Below are 18,541 nucleotides of genomic sequence, written 5' to 3'. Positions count from 1 at the left end.
CTCGTCGAGTGCGCGGGCGATCAGGTTGTTGGAGTGCTGCTGACCGCCCTTGAGGATCTTCGCGTAGAAGCGGTACAGCACGGCGATGCTGTGACCGGCCCGCGCGGTGACCTCCGCGGGGTCGACCCCCGACTTGATCCAGAGGGAAACCCCGCGTGCCGCAGGGAGTACGGCACTGCCGCGAGTTCGGACTCAGCCTTGCGACGAGAGAGCAGGGCGCGCGCCACATCCGGGCCCGGTACGTACCGGAAATCGATCTCGTCGTCGCTCTCGGGCGGCGCCCAGTCAAGTGTGACCTTCGGGGAGGTGCCAAGCCCTGCCGGGTCCAGGTCTCCCGGCCGGCTGCCTATGCCGATTCGGCGTGGCGCCGCGCGGGGAGGTCCGGAACGGGCCTCACTCGCGGACGCCCGCGCGCGTGTCGTTCACGGGCGGCACGCGCGCGTGCCGCTCACGGACGGTGTCCCGTCAGCCGGGCCGCCGAGGCGATCGTGGCGCGGGCCTCGCGTTCCGAGAGGCCGGTGTGGATCGCGGCGTCGACGAGTGGGGCGGCGAGTTCCTCGCCGATGCCGTTCTCGTAGGCGCGGCAGGCGGCCCAGAACAGTCGTGTGTTGCGCTGCCCAACGCCAGCGGCGAGTACGAACTGGACGAGGCCCTGGCCGTGTTGGCCGGCGGACGGGGGCGTCGGGTGGTGCGGGCGCGGTGGGGGAGTGATCAGCCGCAGCAGGGCGGGCGGGCAGGGAGCGGGTGCCAGGAGGGAGGTGCCCGGCACGGTGCTGTAGACGCCGTGATCGGTGCGTGAGCCCGGGCCGACGAGATATCCGCCGGCGCCGCGGATGTCGATGCCGGGGGCGAGCCGGCCTGCGGAGTTGGGGACGACGACGTCGGGCGGGCCCGAGAGCCACAGATGACGGCCGCCGCTGGGGGTGATCACGACGACGGTGTCCGGGATGGTGAAGAGGTGGCGCAGTGCGAGTTCGCGCAGGGCGGCCGGGGAGTCCGTACCGGACTTGGTGTCGAGGTCGACGCCGATCAGGTGGTACGGGGGCAGCCCGCAGGCGATGCCGTAGCCGGTCGCCCAGGGGGCGGCGGCGAAGAGCTCTCGGATGCGCCGAGGGTCGCTCGACGCGTCGTACACGCCGTGGCCGAGGCGTCCGCATTCGCCACGGCAGAGAGCGGGTTCGGGGTCCGCGCGGTGCGGTGAACGCAGCGCGGGGAGCTTGGTGCGGGACAGCGGTATGACGGCCAGTCCGCGTTCGGCTGCGGAGAGGGCATGGGCGAGGGCCAGGGTCGTGGCATGCCGGTCGGTGGTGGCCATGCCTCCCATGTTCGTACGTATGTTCGATAAAGGGAAGGGGGTATGGGGCGGTATCGGTCTCTGCCGCTGGTTTATCGCCTTGATCATCACGCTTGAGGGCGAATCGCGGCTTCTGGGGTGATTTCCTCACGGAATGGGTGGGCAACTCTGCCCTCGCGACGTCGTGAACCCGTCCCGGGTGGTCGGTCAACTGCCCGGCGACACCGCGTACGTCCGGTGCTCCACCGGTGTGTACGTCCGCATCTGGATGATCCGCTTCTGGGTGATCTGGACGATTCTGGAGGAACAGACATGGCAAGCATCCGCACCGCCCGCGTCATCGCCGCCGTCGCGGCTCTGCCGCTCTCGGCCGCCCTCTTCACGGGTGTCGCGTCGGCCGACAGCGGCCCTCTCGCGGACGACGGATCGAACACCGCTGCGGCCGCGGTCGGCGCCGGCGGCGTCGGCGGCGACAACTACGGCACCTCGTCGACCACGCAACAGCAGGCGGTCGGCTTCGGCGCCCTGAACCAGAGCCCCACCGCCCATGTGAACGGCTCCGAGGACACGGCCATCGACCAGTCGAGCGAGACGGTCCTGATCTGCTTCGCCGAGATGTGGTGACACTTCGCCGGCGGCGGTCTTGACACCGGTCACGTATCTGACGGACAGTCAGAAACTCTTGCCGGTACGAACCGAGAGGCCGCCGCCGTGCACCTCGCCCCCACCGTGCGCCAGCAGCAACTGCGTACCGAACTGCGTACGTACTTCCGGGATCTGATGCCGGACGGACCGCCCGCCGCCGGGGACGCGGAAGGCCGGCGGCGGCTGCTGCGCCGCATGGGGCGCGACGGGCTGCTCGGGCTCGGCTGGCCCGTCGAGTACGGGGGGCAGGGGCGCGGTCCCGACGAGCAGTTCGTGTTCTTCGACGAGGCGTACCGCGCGGGCGCCCCGGTCTCGATGGTGACGCTGAACACCGTCGGACCGACCCTGATGAAGTACGGCACGCAGGAGCAGAAGGACCGCTTTCTGCCGGGCATCCTCAGCGGCGACATCGTCTTCGCGATCGGGTACAGCGAGCCGTCGGCCGGGACGGATCTCGCCTCGCTGCGGACGCGCGCCGTGCGCGACGGAGCCGACGGAGCCGACGGCGGGGACTGGCTGATCAACGGGCAGAAGATCTTCACGTCGAACGCCCAGCACGCCGACTGGATCTGGCTGGCCTGCCGCACCGATCCCGACGCACCCAAGCACCAGGGCATTTCGATCATTCTCGTCCCGACCGATGCGCCCGGCTTCTCCTGGACGCCGATCGAGACCGTGGGCGGCCTGACGACGACGGCGACCTACTACGACGGGATACGCGTCCCGGCCTCGAACCTCGTGGGCGACGAGAACGGCGGCTGGGGACTCATCACCAACCAGCTGAACCACGAACGGGTCGCGCTGGCCGCGCTCGGAATGCAGGCCGAGGACATGTACGAGGCGGTACTGGCTGCCGCTCGGGCACCCGATCCAGTGACGGGCGAGCGACGCATTGACGCGCCTTGGGTGCGGTCGCGGCTGGCCGAGGTGCATGCCCGGCTGGCGGCAACGCGCCTGCTCAACTGGCGTTTGGTGGGGGATGTGGGGGCGGGGCGGCTGGCTCCCGGCGATGCGAGCGGCGTGAAGTTCGCGGGAACGGAATCGGCGGTCGAGGCGTATCGCATGTGTCAGGAGATCGCGGGGGAAGCGGGGCTGGTGCGGGCCGGATCGCCGGGGGCCTTCGGGGACGGCGAGCTGGAGCGGATGAACCGGGCGGCGCAGATCAACACCTTCGGGGGCGGGGTGAGCGAGGTGCAGCGGGAGATCGTCGCGACGATGCGGCTCGGGATGCACAGGGGGCGGCGGTGAGCATGGCGGGACGGGCGGATTCCGGTGGTTCCGCGGTGGACACGGCGGGCGGGGCGGATTCGAGAAGCATGTCGGGGGGCGCGGCGGGGCGGCCGAGTTCCGGGAGCTTCTCGGCCGGCACGGCGGTCCGGGCAGGTTCGGCCGGCTCCTCGGCCGAAACGGCGGGCGCCATTTCGCTTTCGTACGAGCGGCTGAAGGCGTACGAGGGACGGCCGGCCGCCGTCGCGGGCGTGGGCAAGGACCCGGTCAACGAGCCGATGATCAGGCACTGGTGCGAGGCGATGGGGGACACCAACCCTGCCTACGCCTGCCCTGACGCCATAGCGCCGCCCACCATGCTTCAGGCCTGGACGATGGGCGGCCTCTCCGGCCACGAGGCGCGCAGTGGTGCGTACGACGAGCTGCTCACCCTGCTGGACGGCGCCGGGTACACGTCGGTGGTCGCCACCGACTGCGAGCAGGAGTATCTGCGGCCGCTGCGGCCGGGGGACGAGATCACCTTCGACGCGGTGATCGAATCGGTCTCGGAGCGCAAGACGACCAAGCTCGGGACGGGGCACTTCGTCACGACGCGGATGGACGTCAGGGCCGGTGCGGACGGTGAGCTCGCCGGGACGCACCGGTTCCGGATCCTCAAGTACGCTCCGGCGGCCCGCCGGGCAACCGAAGTACGCCAGGTCCGGGAACCGAAGCCGCGACGGCCCCGACCGGTGATCAACCGGGACAACGCCGGGTTCTGGGAGGGCGTTGCGCACCACCGGCTGCTCGTCCAGCGCTGCCTGGGGTGCGGCACACTGCGCTTCCCCTGGCTGCCGGGGTGCAACGCATGCGGCGGGCAGGAGTGGGACCCGGTCGAGGCGAGCGGCGAGGGCACGGTGTTCAGTTACGTCGTGATGCACCACCCGCCCTTCCCGGCCTTCGACCCTCCGTACGCGGTGGGGCTGATCGAGCTGGCCGAGGGGGTGCGGATCGTCAGCAACGTGGTCGGTGTGGCGCCCGACAAGGTGCGGATCGGGATGCGGGTACGGCTCGAGTTCCTGCGCGTGGACGATGAGTTGGAGCTGCCGGTCTTCCGCGCGACCGAGGATGTGGCCGGGCCTGTCGCGGGAGGGAGTGTCTGACATGGACTTCACTCCCACGCCGGAACAGGCGGCGGCCCACGGGCTCGCCGCGCAGATCTTCGGTGACCTGTCCACCCCGGAGCGGCTGGCTGCGACCGGCGGCGGCACCGACGCGGAGCTGTGGAAGGCGCTGTGCGCGGCGGGCCTGCCGGGCGCGGTCGAGGAGACCGGGCTGCTCGGGCTGGTGCTGATGCTGGAGGAACAGGGGCGGACGACGGCCCAGGTGCCGTTCGCCGCGAGCTGTGTGTACGGGGTGCTGGGGGTGACCGCGCACGGCACGGAGGAGCAGCGGGAGCGGCTGCTGCCCGGGCTGTGTGACGGCACGGTGATCGCCACGGGAGCGTTGGCGCCGCGCGGTGCGATACGGGCGGGGGCCGCGGCGGGTGGCGGACCGGGCCATGGCGCGGTTCAGGGCGAAAGAGGCGCCCTGAGCGGGACGGTGCCCTGGGTGCCGTGGCTGCGCGATGCCACTCATGTCCTGGTCGTGGACGCCGACGACGGCCTGTGGCTCGTACGGACCGCCGACGCGCTGACGGAGCCGGTCGAGCTGACCGCGCCCTGGTCGGCGGGACGGCTGGTCCTGGACGGGACGCCGGCGGAGCGGCTCGGAGCCGGACCCCCTGGACCGGACACCCCCTCCCCGTACGCAGACGTGCTGGCCATCGCCCGCACCGCCTTCGCCGGGCTGCAGGCCGGGGTGTGCGCGGGCTCGCTCGCGCGCACCGTGGCGCACACCAACGCCCGCGAGCAGTTCGGCAGGCCCCTCGCCGCCAAGCAGGGCGTCCAACTCCGCGCCGCCGACGCGTACATGGACACCGAGGCGATACGGGTCACGGCGTACGAAGCGGCATGGCGGCGCGACGAGGGGCTCGACTACGCCACGCATGCCCTGACCGCCGCCTGGTGGGCGTCGGAGGCGGGCAAGCGCGTCGTCCACGCGGGTCAGCATCTGCACGGCGGTACGGGCGCCGACCTCGACCATCCCGTGCACCGGCATTTCCTGTGGGGGCGGCAACTGGACGCGTATCTGGGCCCCGGGAGCCAAGTACTGGAGGAACTGGGCGACGTGATCGCGAAGGGAGGGGGCCGGACATGAGCGACATGGGCAGCGCACAACCCGTTCGGGTGTTCAGCCGTGGCGACGAACTTCCGCCGCTGGAGATCCCGATCACCCGCACCCTGATCGTCGCCGGAGCCATCGCCTCCCGCGACTACCAGGACGTGCATCACGACGCGGAGCTCGCCAGGGAGAAGGGTTCCCCCGACGTCTTCATGAACATCCTCACCACCAACGGGCTCGTCGGGCGCTACATCACCGATCACTTCGGGCCCGCGGCCATGCTCCGCAAGGTGGCGATACGGCTCGGAGCGCCCAACTACCCCGGCGACACCATGGTGCTGACCGGCACGGTCGAGGAGAGCGACGGCGGGACCGCCGTGGTCCGGGTCGTCGGTGCCAACGGCATCGGCCGACATGTCACGGGCACGGTGACGGTGACGGTCCCCCGCGCGGCGGCCGCCGCACCCTCAGGCGGTCCGGCAGGGGCCGCGTCATGAGCGTACGCAACCGGGACTCCCTCGGCGGACGGGCCGCGATCGCCGGGATCGGTGCCACCGAGTTCTCGAAGGACTCGGGACGCAGCGAGCTGAAGCTGGCCGTCGAGGCCGTGCAGGCCGCGCTCGACGACGCCGGGCTCACCCCCGCCGACGTCGACGGCATGGTCACCTTCACCATGGACACAAGCCCCGAGATCACGGTCGCCCAGGCCGCGGGCATCGGCGAGCTGTCCTTCTTCTCCCGGATCCACTACGGAGGCGGCGCGGCCTGCGCCACCGTCCAGCAGGCGGCGCTCGCGGTGGCCACCGGGGTGGCCGAAGTCGTCGTCTGCTACAGGGCGTTCAACGAGCGCTCGGGCAGGCGATTCGGCTCCGGCGTGCAGCACCGTGAGCCGTCCGCGGAGGGCGCGGCGCTCGGCTGGTCGCTGCCGTTCGGCCTGCTCACACCCGCGTCCTGGGTGGCGATGGCGGCACAGCGGTACCTGCACGCGTACGGACTGACACCGGAGGCGTTCGGCCATGTCGCCGTCATGGACCGTGCATACGCGGCGACGAACCCGGCGGCCTACTTCCACGGGAAGCCGATCACGCTCGAGGACCATGCGGCGTCGCGCTGGATCGTCGAGCCCCTGCGGCTCCTCGACTGCTGCCAGGAGACGGACGGCGGGCAGGCGATCGTGGTGACGTCACTGGAGCGCGCTCGCGATCTGCCGCAGTCGCCGGCGGTGATCACAGCCGCGGCCCAGGGCGCCGGGCGCGGCCAGGAGCAGATGACCAGCTTCTACCGCGACGACCTCACGGGACTGCCCGAGATGGGCGTGGTGGCGCGCCAGTTGTGGCGCGGCTCCGGGCTGACGACCGGGGAAGTCGACGTGGGGATCCTGTACGACCACTTCACACCGTTCGTGCTCATGCAGCTGGAGGAGTTCGGCTTCTGCGGGCCCGGAGAGGCCGCGGACTTCGTCGCCGAGCGCCGGCTGCCGCTGAACACACACGGCGGTCAGCTCGGCGAGGCGTATCTGCACGGGATGAACGGGATAGCGGAGGCGGTACGTCAGCTGCGCGGCACATCGGTGAACCAGATACCGGGAGCCGCCCGGGTCCTGGTCACGGCGGGCACAGGTGTCCCCACATCAGGGCTGGTCCTGGGGGCGGACGACTGAGGGGAGCCGGTGTCCGTACTGCAAGGGGATTCGCCTCTCCGTAATGAACCCTGAGTACTGCGCTCGGTGTCCTCCAACCCCAGAAGGTGGGGACACCGTCAGCCCTACAACCTGAGGGGGACAGGTCTTCGGCACCTGCGGCCGATTCGTCGGTGGTGTGGTCCCTCCTAGCGTGGGAGCCATGACCACGCCTGTCTGCACCAGCGCATCGAAGGCCGCGGGAACGGCACACGCGGCGTACCGGATACACCCCGCACGCTCGGCTCACCCGGCACATCCGGCGTACCCGTCGTTCGCCTCGTTCGTCCAGGCGCGCGGCCCCGTACTGCTGCGCACGGCACGTTCGCTGACGGGGAACCCGAGCGATGCCGAGGACCTGCTGCAGACGGCGCTCGCGAAGACGTATGTCGCATGGGACCGGATCGAGGACCACCGGGCCCTCGACGGCTATGTGCGGCGCGCTTTGGTGAACACGCGTACGTCGCAGTGGCGCAAGCGCAAGGTCGACGAGTTCGTCTGCGACGAGCTTCCCGAACCGGACCTGGTGCCGGTCGGCGACCCGGCCGATCAGCAGGTGCTGCGCGACGCGATGTGGCGCGCGATCATGAAGCTGCCGGCCCGGCAGCGTGCGATGGTCGTCCTGCGGTACTACGAGGACCTCAGCGAGGTCCAGACGGCCGAGGTGCTCGGGGTGTCCGTCGGCACGGTCAAGAGCGCGGTGTCGAGGGCGCTCGGCAAGCTGCGGGAGGACCCGGAGCTCGCACCCGTGCGCTGAGCTGCGGCGCATGTGAACTGCGTCGCCCGTGAGGCCGTGGAGGCTGAGGAGTGCGGCGCGTGCGAAACCGAGGCGTGTGAGAAGTGCCGCTCCTGCTCGACGCGGTGATCGATCATCCCCGGGACTAGTGACATACCGCGCGGTATGTGCGCAGAATTTGCCGAACCCTTACTGCCGCGTAGGCAATGTCGCCCCGGGAGGATGCCGTGCTGAGCACCATGCAGGACGTACCGCTGTTGATCTCCAGGATCCTTGTCCACGGATCCACGATCCACGGCACCTCGCAGGTGACCACATGGACCGGCGAAGGCGAGCCGCAGCGCCGCAGCTTCGCCGAGATCGGTGCTCGATCCGCCCAGCTCGCGCACGCCCTGCGGGACGACCTCGGTGTCGCGGGCGACGACCGTGTCGCGACACTCATGTGGAACAACGCCGAGCACGTCGAGGCGTACTTCGCCATCCCCTCCATGGGCGCCGTCCTGCACACGCTCAACCTGCGGCTGCCCGTCGAACAGCTCGCGTGGATCGTCAACCACGCCGCCGACCGCGTCGTCATCGTCAACGGCTCCCTGCTCCCGCTGCTCGCCCCGCTCCTCCCGCATCTGCCGACCCTCGAACACGTCGTCGTCTCCGGCCCCGGCGACCGCTCCGTCCTCGACGGCGCCACCGCGCAGGTGCACGAGTACGAGGAGCTGCTCGCGGGCAAGCCCACCGCCTTCGACTGGCCGGAGCTGGACGAACGCCAGGCCGCGGCCATGTGCTACACCTCCGGCACCACCGGCGACCCCAAGGGCGTCGTCTACTCGCACCGTTCCGTCTATCTGCACTCCATGCAGGTCAACATGGCGCAGTCGATGGGCCTGACCGACCAGGACACCACGCTCGTCGTGGTCCCCCAGTTCCATGTCAACGCCTGGGGACTGCCGCACGCCACCTTCATGACCGGCGTCAACATGCTGATGCCGGACCGCTTCCTGCAGCCCGCCCCGCTCGCCGAGATGATCGAGAGCGAGCGCCCGACGCACGCGGCCGCCGTGCCGACCATCTGGCAGGGCCTGCTCGCCGAGCTCCACGCGAAGCCGCGCGACGTCAGCTCGCTCGGGCAGGTCACCATCGGCGGCTCGGCCTGCCCGCCGTCCCTGATGGAGGCGTTCGACAAGCTGGGGATGCGGGTCTGCCACGCCTGGGGCATGACGGAGACCTCCCCACTCGGCACGATCGCCCGTCCGCCCGCCCATGCCGTCGGCACCGACGAGGAGCTCGCGTACCGCCTCACGCAGGGCCGCTTCCCCACGAGCGTCGAGGCGCGGCTGAGGGGACCCGGCGGCGAACGGCTGCCGTGGGACGGCGAGTCGGCGGGCGAGCTGGAGGTCCGGGGCCCGTGGATCGCCGGTGCGTACTACGGAGGGGCGTCCGGTGAGCCGTTCCGTCCGGACGACAAGTTCAGCGAGGACGGCTGGCTGAAGACCGGCGACGTCGGCACGATCAGCCCCGACGGCTTCCTCACGCTCACCGACCGGGCGAAGGACGTCATCAAGTCCGGCGGCGAGTGGATCTCCTCGGTCGAGCTGGAGAACGCGCTGATGTCGCACCCGGACGTCGCGGAGGCCGCGGTCGTCGCCGTCCCGGACGACAAGTGGGGCGAACGCCCCCTCGCCACCGTGGTGCTGAAGGAGGGCGCGACCGCCGACTTCGAGACGCTGCGGTCCTTCCTCTCCGACGAGGCCCAGATCGCCAAGTGGCAGCTGCCCGAGCGCTGGACGGTCATCGGCGCCGTGCCGAAGACGAGCGTGGGCAAGTTCGACAAAAAGGTGCTGCGCAGGCAGTACGCGGACGGCGAGCTGGACGTCACGCAGATCTGACCCTGACTGATTGCGGCGGGCGGGCACCCAGTGCCCGCCCGCCGTGGTGCGTCTGCCCTCAGCCCGTGGTCAGTTCGTGCCGATCTTCGCCAGCAGGTCCACGATGCGCGTCTGCACCTCGGCGCTGGTGGAGCGCTCCGCCAGGAACAGAACCGTCTCTCCGGCGGCGAGCCGCGGCAGTTCGGCCTGGTCGACTGCCGCGGTGTAGACGACGAGCGGGGTGCGGTTCAACTGGCCGTTCGCGCGCAGCCAGTCGACGATTCCGGCGCGTCGGCGGCGTACCTGCATCAGGTCCATCACGACCAGGTTCGGCCGCATCTGCGCCGCCAGCGTCACCGCGTCCGCGTCGTCCTGCGCCCGCGCGACCTGCATGCCGCGCCGCTCCAGCGTCGCGGTGAGCGCGAGCGCGATCTCCGCGTGCTCCTCGATGAGGAGGACGCGCGGCGGATGCTGCTCGCTGTCGCGCGGCGCCAGGGCCTTCAGGAGTACGGCGGGGTCGGCGCCGTACGCCGCCTCGCGCGTCGCCTGGCCGAGTCCCGCCGTCACCAGCACCGGCACCTCGGCGGCGACGGCGGCCTGGCGCAGCGACTGCAGCGCCGTACGCGTGATCGGACCGGTCAGCGGGTCCACGAAGAGGGCGGCCGGGAACGCCGCAATCTGTGCGTCGACCTCCTCGCGGGAGTGCACGATCACCGGCCGGTAGCCGCGGTCGCTGAGCGCCTGCTGCGTGGGGACGTCCGGCGCGGGCCAGACCAGAAGTCGGCGCGGGTTGTCCAGCGGTTCGGGCGGCAGCTCGTCGTCCATCGGCTGCGGCAGGGGCTGGTCGGCGACCTCGACGGCGCCGCCGGGGCCGTCGAGCGGCTCCGGGCCCTCGTCGGCGTCCTCGTCGGGCGCCCCGATGGCGTACGAGCGGCCGCCGCCCTCCGTGGACGTGGCCAGCCTGGACTGCGGCTGGGCACCGGGCGCGGTGGCCTCCGGGTGCGGGCGGGCCGCCGTCTCCGGCCGGTCGCCGCTCGGCTCGGGCGGGGTCGCGAGCTTGCGGCGGCGGCCCGAACCCGTGGGGTTGGCGGGCGGGGGCGTCGTCTGCGCCTGGTGTGCAGTCGTCTGTGTGGGTACCGCGGGTGTGGGCGCGGGTGCCTGTGCCTGCCGGGGCGCCTGGGCCCCCGGCAGCTGTGCGGCCGACAGGGGCTGCGGGGGACGAGGACCCGGTGCGCCCGGTGCGGGCTGGGCTCCCGGCCGGCCCGGCGAGCGCTGTAGTTCGGCGCTCTGGCGGCCGAACGGCACGCCCTGGCCCAGGGTGCGCACGCTGATCGCGCGCCCCTGCGTCGAGTTCGCGTCACCGGCCGGGGCCTCGGCGGGCAACGGCTGAGCGGCCCGCGGCCCGAGCTGCGGCGGGAGCGCGACGCCGCGCCCGCGGGTCGTCGGGCCGTTCGGCGGGGTGGCGGTCTGTGAGGGCGCCGGCTGTGCGGGCTGCGTGGCGGGCGCGGGCTGCGCGACAGGCGTGGCTTGTGCGGCCGGCGCGGCTTGTGCCTGCTGCGGGTCGGGAGTGGCCTGTGCCGGTACGTCTGCGGCGGGGGTTCCGCTGTCCGGCCAGGGCTGAACGGCTGCCGGGGACGGCTGGGCAGGCTGTCGCCCCGGGCTGGACGAGGTGGGCCGGCCGGACTGCGCGGACAGGTCCGGCATCGGCTGCCCGTTGTGGGTGGCGTCGGGGGCCGGAACGGGTATGCCGGAAGCGGGCGTTGCGCCGTTCGTCCAGGGCTGAGCCGTGAATACGGGCTGAGCCGTCTGAACGGACTGGCCGTTCAGCGCCGTCTGCGCCGCCTGCCCGGGATGTCCTGGCTGCCCGGACTGCCCGTTGAGCACGGGACGCGCAGCTTGAGCACTCTGTGCACCCTGAGTGTGCTGAGCGTCCTGCGGGTGAGGTGCCCCCTGAGGCTGCTGCGGCGCGCCCTGAGCATGCGGCGCGTTCTGCACGGGAACACCGGACGCCGTCCCAGGCACCGGTTCAGCTCCGGCAGCCTCCGCGGGCCCCAGCGCCGAAGTGGCCACGGGCGATGCACCCGGCAGTGCCCCCGGCACCGGCGCCGGCATCGGTACCTGCTGCCCGTGCGTGACGGCCTGCTGTTCCTGCGTCTGGAGTACGTTCGGCTCCTGCTCAGCCGGAGCGGTGCGGCGGGCCCGGCGGCGACCCGTCGATGCCGAGGTCGGGTGGGGCTGCGGCGGAGTGTGGTCGTCGGCGGGGTCGTGAAGCGCCGTCGCATGCTGTCCGGAATCGTCCCCGCCGCCCGGCGCCCGGTCCGCCTCGGCGGGCGGCAGCGCGAAGGCAGCCCGGGGGCTCGCCTCTTGCCCAGCGCCCCTGTCCGTGGCACTCGCCAGTGCGCGCCGGGCACGACGCCCTGCGGGCTGCCCGACGCCGGAACCCGAAGTGCCGCCTCCGCCGTTCCCGGCAACCCCGTTCGAGCCGGGGGCGCCGGGCAGCCCGGCGGGCGGGACAGCCCCCAGCGCCTCCCCGGCCCCGGACTCGGCGCCTGCCGACGATGCCGGCCCGTCGGGTCCCTGAGTTCCCTCTGCTCCCTGCGCCGTCGCCCTCGCCGATGCGGCAGGCAGAGCGGGCAGGGCACGCTGTTCATCGGCGTCGCGCCGCGCACGCCGGCCCGTGGGCACCGGTACGCCCTGGGGCGGCACCGTCTCACCGAGCGCCGCCGATCCGGCCGCATGCTCGGCCGCGGTCACCACGGCGCCCTCCGCGGGGCTCGGCCGCCCGCGCCGCCGTCCCGTACCGCCGCCGGCCGGGCCCGAAGCCTGCGCCGGCAGCTGCGGCTGTACCGCGTCGCCGGCGCCCGCCGGCTCCTCCGCACGCCGCCGGCGACGCCGCCCGGTCGGAACGGCTCCGCCGTCCGCCGCCGCACCGGAACCATCCGCGTCGGGCCCCTGCGTACCGGACTCTCCCCCAAGCTCTCGGCTTTGCCCGAGCAGGGAGGTACCCCCATCCCCGCCGGGACCGTCCAGGAAGGCGTCCACCGAGGCCCGCCGAGCCCGGCGGCGCCCGCCACCCGTGGCCTGCGCAGGGACCATCGCTGTTGCGCCCGCGTGCCCCGTCTCGGCGCCGGAGGCACCCGTACCGTCCGCGGCAGCACCAGAACCGTCGGTCCCGGAACCGGCCCCGGTCGCATCGGCCGCCGGATGTACGAGAGCAGCGGTCGGAACGGTCCCTGCCCCGCCCCCGATCGGCACCTCGAGGACATACGCGCTGCCGCTCATGCCCGGCACCTCGTGCGTCTGCAGCACGCCGCCGTGCGCGCGCACGATGCCCTGCACGATCGGCTGGTGGACCGGGTCTCCGCCGGAGTAGGGACCGCGCACCTCGATGCGTACGACCTCGCCGCGCTGGGCCGCGGCGACGACGACCGTCGAGTCCATGTAACCGCCCGCCGAGACCGGCGCGTTGCCCGTGGCGTCGACGCCCGCGACATCCGCGACGAGATGCGCGAGTGCCGTCGCGAGCCGCTCCGGGTCGACCTCGGCCTCGAGTGGCGGGGCGTGCACGGCGAACTGCGCGCGCCCGGGGCCGATCAGCTCGATCGCCCCCTCGACGCCGGCCGCCACGACCCCGTCGAGCATGACCGCGCGCCTGGCGAGCTGCTCCACGCCCTCGTCGAGCCGCTGGTAGGCGAGCACGTTGTCGACGAGCGTGGTCATGCGCGCGTAGCCCGCGGCCAGGTGGTGCAGGACCTGGTTCGCCTCGGGCCACAACTGCCCCGCGTCGTCGGCGGCCAGCGTGGAGAGCTCGCGCCGCAGTTCCTCGAGCGGCCCGCGCAGTGATCCGCCGAGCACCGCGAGCAGCTGCTCGTGCCGCGCGGTCAGCTCCTCGAATCGGTCCTTCTCACGCTCGGCCAGGGCCGCGTACCGCTCCTTCTCGGACGCGAGCTCCTCCGTGTGCCGCTCGGTGATCCCGGCGAGTTCCTCGGCGTGCTCCTCCTCGGCCTGGGCGAGCTCCTCCGCGTGCCGCCGCGCCGCGGCTTCCTGCTCTTCCGCGTGCTGCTGCTCCGCGGCTTCCTTCTCCGCGGCGAGGGCCTCGTACGGCCGGCGGTCGGTGAACGTCAGCACCGCACCGACGAGCTGGTCACCGTCCCGTACCGGCGAGGTCGTCAGATCGACCGGCACCTTGTCGCCGCTCTTGGACCAGAGAACCTGCCCGCGCACCCGGTGCTTGCGACCGGACCGGAGCGTGTCGGCCAGCGGCGACTCCTCGTACGGGAAGGGCTCGCCGTCGCCCCGCGAGTGCAGCATCAGCGCGTGCAGGTCCTGTCCGCCCAGGTCACTGGCCCGGTACCCGAGGATCTGCGCGGCGGCGGGATTGACGAGGACGACCCGGCCCTCGGTGTCGGTCCCGACCACACCCTCGGCCGCGGCCCGCAGGATCATCTCGGTCTGCCGCTGGGAACGCGCCAGTTCGGCCTCGGTGTCGACGGTCCCGGTGAGATCGCGTACGACGAGCATCAGCAGCTCGTCGCCGGTGTAGGCAGGGCTGCTGTCGTACGCCTGCTGGCCGTTCTCCAGGTTCGCGCTGCTGACCTCGACGGGGAACTCGCTGCCGTCCGTGCGCCGCGCGATCATCCGGGTCGGCTTGGTACGTCCCTGTTCGTCCGTCGTCTCGGGCCGCCGCATCGACCCGGGGATCAGCCGCGAGTCGAACTCCGGCAGCAGATCGAGCAGTCCACGCCCGACGAGTGCCGTGCCGGGTGCCTCGAAGGTCTGGAGGGCGATGGTGTTGGCGTTGACGACGGTGCCGTTGGCGTTGACCAGGACGAGGGCGTCCGGCAGCGCGTCGAGTATGGCTGCGAGGCGAGCAGCGCCTCGGGATGGCCTGCTGCTCACGACGACGCTTCCTCCCTGTTACCGCACCTTGCCGACCGCCGAGGCCATCTTGCCCCGCGGCCCGCGGTGTGTCACGGGAGGGAGTCTACGGGCAGTGGTTGCGCTCGCGGCGCCGGATGAGAGGGAGGTCGCACGCAGAACAGACGTAGATGCTGTGACCATGGCCCCGACCTGCCGACGCATCGGCTAGAAGCGGACGATTGCCTGACTCCCGAACGACTGAGCTACGGCCGGACCACGGTGAATCTAGGCCCGAACGGCCGGCAGCACCGGCACGATCGCGTCCCACCGCGCGACCTCGCAGCCGTCGCTCCTGCTGTACGTCGCGTCGACGGGCCGCCCGTGCCAGACGCCCGTGACGTGGGCCGTGGCAGGCCCGCCGTACTGCATGGTGCACATGGCGCCCTGCTGCCGGGGCGCGAACGGATCACGGCCTTCCGCCGCCCGCTGCCCCAGGCGTCCACACGCTCCGGCCGGATTCGGATGCGTACCGCCCGCCGGTCCGCACTTGAGCTCATACGTTCCATCAGCGTCCCCGCCCGCGCCCTGGACCGTGATCGTCAGCTGGTCCGGCGCGGTGAACAACGAAGGAAGGGGCAGGGGCAGCGGGTCGGTGTCGGCCGCCGTCGCCGTGGGCGCTGCGGACAGCGCGGCGACGGAGGCGGCGGCGGTGAGAGCGAGACGGCGCAGCATGACGAGGCTCCAGGGGGTGCGGGTGAGCGCCGCGTACGGCCTCTGTGCAGGTACGCGCGGCGCACGGCTCTGCCCCGTTCAACGTCCTACGCGCCGCGACGTTGCGGTGGGGCGGTGCTTTGCCCTGTGGCCTGCATGCCTAGTACCGTGGGAACCGATTGGTGACAGCCCGCTTGGCTGTGTCATCATCTGCACGCACCTACTCGCGCTCGCGCGGGCTGTTGCACTGGAGGCGTCGCCTAGTCCGGTCTATGGCGCCGCACTGCTAATGCGGTTTGGGCCTTAAAGCCCATCGAGGGTTCAAATCCCTCCGCCTCCGCTCCTTGATCCCGAAGCCCTGGTCGTCGCGACCGGGGCTTCGGTCGTTCTCCGGCTGATCTTCGGCCGGAGGCGGGCCCGGGCATTCGACGAAGGCGGGCCCGTGCATCCGAAGACAGGCCCGCGCGTCCCGGCCGCGCCGGGCCCGTTCGGTCGCAGTCTGATCATTTTCCCAGGTCAGACGGGGTGCGGGATATGGATTTCGCCTCAGGCGGCCGTTCATGTAATGTTGTTCCCGCAACGCCGACCGGGCCGAAAAGCCCGGGAGGAAGAGCGCACAGCACAACAAAACACAGGCACTCGTAGCTTAACGGATAGAGCATCTGACTACGGATCAGAAGGTTGCAGGTTCGAATCCTGCCGAGTGCACACACAGACAAGAGGCCCCGGAAGTGATCCGGGGCTTCTTGCGTTGGCGGCCGGTCGTGCAGCAGGGACCGCGACCGTTCCACTGCTCGGCCTCACGACCGTTCCCCTGCTCGGCCTCCGCCACCCCGAACCCTTCACGGCGCGGCCACACGATCCAACTTTACTTGCTTAAGTCAATCAACTGACGTACCGTGATGTCCGGCGCGTACCCGATCGTCCACGTGGAGGCTCGACCATGTCCCATGCCCTTCCCCGACCCGTCGATGACGGGGAGTCCGCAGCGCCGCGGGCGAATACCGTCGTGGCGGTCCTGGCCTTCGGCGGGATCGTGGTCTCGCTGATGCAGACCCTGGTGATCCCGATCGTTCCTGAGCTGCCGAAGCTCCTGAACGCCTCGTCGGCGGACACCGCCTGGGCCGTCACCGCCACGCTGCTCGCCGCCGCCATCGCCACCCCGATCATGGGGCGGCTCGGAGACATGTACGGCAAGCGCCGCATGCTCCTGGTGAGCCTGGTCATGCTGGTGGCCGGATCCGTCACGGCCGCCCTCAGCGACTCCCTGACCCCGATGATCGTCGGGCGCGCCCTGCAGGGCCTGGCGGCCGGTGTCATCCCGCTCGGCATCAGCATCATGCGCGACGAGCTGCCCGCCGAACGGCTCGGCTCCGCCACCGCGATGATGAGCGCGTCCCTCGGCGTCGGCGGCGCCCTCGGCCTGCCCGCCGCGGCCTTCATCGCCGACAACTTCGACTGGCATGTGCTGTTCTGGACCTCGGCCGCCCTCGGCGTTGTCGCCTTCATACTCGTCCCGATCCTCGTGCCCGAGTCCAAGGTGCGTTCCGGCGGGCGTTTCGACCTGATAGGCGGCATCGGTATGGCGGCCGGTCTGGTCTGCCTGCTGCTGGCGATCTCCAAGGGCGCCGACTGGGGCTGGGACAGCGGTACCACACTCGGACTGTTCGGCGCCGCGGTCGTCGTCCTGCTGATCTGGGGCTGGTGGGAGCTGCGTACCACGCAGCCGCTGGTGGACCTGCGTACCACCGCGCGCCGTCAGGTGCTGTTCACCAACCTCGCCTCGGTGGCGCTCGGGTTCGGCATGTTCTCGATGTCCCTGGTCCTTCCTCAGCTCCTACAGTTGCCTGAGGCGACCGGCTACGGTCTGGGCAAGACGATGCTCACCGCCGGCCTGGTCATGGCGCCGTCCGGCCTCGTGATGATGGCCACGGCCCCGATCTCCGCCGCTCTCTCGAGGGCCAAGGGCCCGAAGGCGACCCTGATGGTCGGCGCCCTGATCGTGGCCGCAGGCTACGGCCTGAACATCGTGCTGATGGACGAGGTCTGGCACTTCGTGCTGGTTTCCTGCGTCATCGGCGCCGGTATCGGCTTCACCTACGGTGCGATGCCCGCGCTGATCATGGGCGCCGTGCCCGCGTCCCAGTCGGGCGCCGCCAACAGCCTCAACACCTTGATGCGGTCCATCGGCACCTCGGTCGCCAGTGCGGCCGCCGGCGTCATCCTTGCGCAGATGACCACCGACTTCGGCAGCGTCGCCCTGCCCTCCCAGGACGGCTTCCGTACCGTCCTGGCCGTCGGCGGCGGCGCGGCACTCCTCTCCTTCGCTCTCGCCGCGTTCATCCCGCGCCAGCGGCCGGCCGCCGCCGGGGCGGAGGTCGCCGCGTCGGCGACGCCGTCCGCCGGAGAGCCGGCCCTGGCCGCCGCTGTGAAGACGGCGCCGAGCTGGTCGGTCGCTGCCTCGGAGTCCGGCGGTGCGTCGGCGGAGCGTACTCAGCACACGGCCGTACTGGCCGCGGTCGCGACGGCTCAGGGCGACTCCGCGACCAGGTCCGCCGGGGGCGGGATTCCGGTGCGGGGTTACGTCCGCGGTGCCGAGAGCGCGCCCGTGGCCGGAGCCGCGGTGACGCTGATCTCGCTCGGCGGGCGGCAGCTGGGCCGGTCGGTCGCGCACGGCGACGGGTCGTACGGTCTGGACGCGCCGAGCGCCGGTTCGTACGTCCTGATCGCGTCCGCGGACGGCTTCCGGCCGCAGGCCTCGACGATCGTCGTCAACGACGAACCGGTCGCGTACGACATCCTGCTGAGCGGTACGAGCGGTCTGGCCGGTGTGGTGCGGTCCGCGGACAGCGGGGTCCCGGTCGCCGGGGCCGTGGTCATCGTGACCGACGTCCGCGGTGACGTCCTGGCCACCGGGCAGACCGACGCCCTGGGCGAGTTCACCATCACCGACCTGGTGCCGGGCACGGCGACCCTCGCGGTCAACTCGGCCAAGCACCGGCCCCTGGCCCTGCCCGTCGAGATCGGCGGTGCCGGCACCACGCGTATAGAGGTCGAGCTCCGGCCCGGGGCTCAGGTGCGGGGCACCGTGCGTGGCGCGGGCGCACCGCTGAGCGACGCGCGGGTGACCCTGGTGGACGCCGCGGGCAACGTGGTCGCCACGACGACCACGGGCCACGACGGGGCGTACGCCTTCTCCGACCTGGACAGCGGCGCGTACACGGTCATCGCGACCGGCTACCCGCCGCAGGCCGCCGGAGTGACCGTCGCCGGCAGCGGTGTCGACGACCACGACATCGAACTGGCGCACACCGGCGAGTAGTTCA

At 71.9% G+C, this 18,541-nt stretch carries 12 protein-coding genes and 2 tRNA genes; 11 read left to right on the top strand and 3 right to left on the bottom strand.

Features of this window, described 5'->3' with window-relative positions; genetic code table 11:
• Positions 1–448: 448 nt before the first annotated feature.
• Positions 449–1,315 (bottom strand): bifunctional DNA primase/polymerase, encoded by an 867-nt coding sequence (locus tag ACSMXV_RS21430; protein ID WP_473172949.1) that lies wholly within the window; start codon positions 1,313–1,315, stop codon positions 449–451.
• A gap of 291 nt (positions 1,316–1,606) precedes the next feature.
• Between ACSMXV_RS21430 and ACSMXV_RS21425 the strand changes: the two genes are divergently transcribed.
• The 8 genes from ACSMXV_RS21425 to ACSMXV_RS21390 all read left to right on the top strand — a co-directional run bounded on the left by ACSMXV_RS21425 (position 1,607) and on the right by ACSMXV_RS21390 (position 9,665).
• Positions 1,607–1,918 (top strand): hypothetical protein, encoded by a 312-nt coding sequence (locus ACSMXV_RS21425; protein WP_473172948.1) that lies wholly within the window; start codon positions 1,607–1,609, stop codon positions 1,916–1,918.
• An 87-nt stretch (positions 1,919–2,005) separates the two neighbouring features.
• Positions 2,006–3,187, top strand: coding sequence for an acyl-CoA dehydrogenase family protein (locus ACSMXV_RS21420; protein ID WP_473172947.1), 1,182 nt, complete (start codon positions 2,006–2,008; stop codon positions 3,185–3,187).
• A gap of 68 nt (positions 3,188–3,255) precedes the next feature.
• Positions 3,256–4,308, top strand: a complete 1,053-nt coding sequence (locus ACSMXV_RS21415; RefSeq protein WP_473172946.1) for a bifunctional MaoC family dehydratase N-terminal/OB-fold nucleic acid binding domain-containing protein — start codon at positions 3,256–3,258, stop codon at positions 4,306–4,308.
• Position 4,309: 1 nt separating this feature from the next.
• On the top strand, positions 4,310–5,404 hold the full coding sequence (locus ACSMXV_RS21410) for an acyl-CoA dehydrogenase family protein (RefSeq protein ID WP_473172945.1): 1,095 nt from the start codon (positions 4,310–4,312) through the stop codon (positions 5,402–5,404).
• 5 nt (positions 5,405–5,409) lie between these two features.
• A complete protein-coding gene (locus ACSMXV_RS21405; RefSeq protein WP_473179019.1) occupies positions 5,410–5,865 on the top strand; it encodes a MaoC family dehydratase in 456 nt (151 codons plus the stop codon).
• Positions 5,862–7,028, top strand: a complete 1,167-nt coding sequence (locus ACSMXV_RS21400; RefSeq protein WP_473172944.1) for a lipid-transfer protein — start codon at positions 5,862–5,864, stop codon at positions 7,026–7,028. The genes ACSMXV_RS21405 and ACSMXV_RS21400 overlap by 4 nt, the downstream gene beginning before the upstream one ends.
• Before the next feature lie 181 nt (positions 7,029–7,209).
• Positions 7,210–7,803 (top strand): SigE family RNA polymerase sigma factor, encoded by a 594-nt coding sequence (locus tag ACSMXV_RS21395; RefSeq protein ID WP_473172943.1) that lies wholly within the window; start codon positions 7,210–7,212, stop codon positions 7,801–7,803.
• Between the two features lie 185 nt (positions 7,804–7,988).
• Positions 7,989–9,665: a long-chain fatty acid--CoA ligase gene (locus ACSMXV_RS21390; RefSeq protein ID WP_473172942.1), complete on the top strand. Its 1,677-nt coding sequence runs from the start codon at positions 7,989–7,991 to the stop codon at positions 9,663–9,665.
• Between the two features lie 69 nt (positions 9,666–9,734).
• On the opposite strand, the gene ACSMXV_RS21385 is transcribed toward ACSMXV_RS21390, so the two are convergent.
• Together ACSMXV_RS21385 and ACSMXV_RS21380 are read right to left on the bottom strand one after the other, a co-directional pair.
• Positions 9,735–14,543 carry a PAS domain-containing protein gene (locus ACSMXV_RS21385; protein WP_473172941.1) on the bottom strand — a complete coding sequence of 1,603 codons (4,809 nt, stop codon included), beginning with the start codon at positions 14,541–14,543 and terminating at the stop codon, positions 9,735–9,737.
• 246 nt (positions 14,544–14,789) lie between these two features.
• Entirely contained in the window at positions 14,790–15,236 is a 447-nt protein-coding gene (locus ACSMXV_RS21380; protein ID WP_473172940.1) for an SSI family serine proteinase inhibitor, read from the bottom strand.
• Between the two features lie 228 nt (positions 15,237–15,464).
• Here ACSMXV_RS21380 and ACSMXV_RS21375 point away from each other — a divergent pair.
• From ACSMXV_RS21375 to ACSMXV_RS21365, 3 genes are all read left to right on the top strand, one after another.
• Positions 15,465–15,555, top strand: a tRNA-Ser gene (locus ACSMXV_RS21375).
• A gap of 295 nt (positions 15,556–15,850) precedes the next feature.
• Positions 15,851–15,923 (top strand) — tRNA-Arg (locus tag ACSMXV_RS21370).
• Positions 15,924–16,158: 235 nt separating this feature from the next.
• Positions 16,159–18,537, top strand: a complete 2,379-nt coding sequence (locus tag ACSMXV_RS21365; RefSeq protein ID WP_473172939.1) for an MFS transporter — start codon at positions 16,159–16,161, stop codon at positions 18,535–18,537.
• Positions 18,538–18,541 lie beyond the last annotated feature (4 nt).

It is taken from the genome of Streptomyces sp. DSM 42067 (assembly GCF_055792885.1).
Note: the sequence above shows the minus strand (reverse complement) of the source record. Positions and strands in the feature narration are given on the sequence as shown.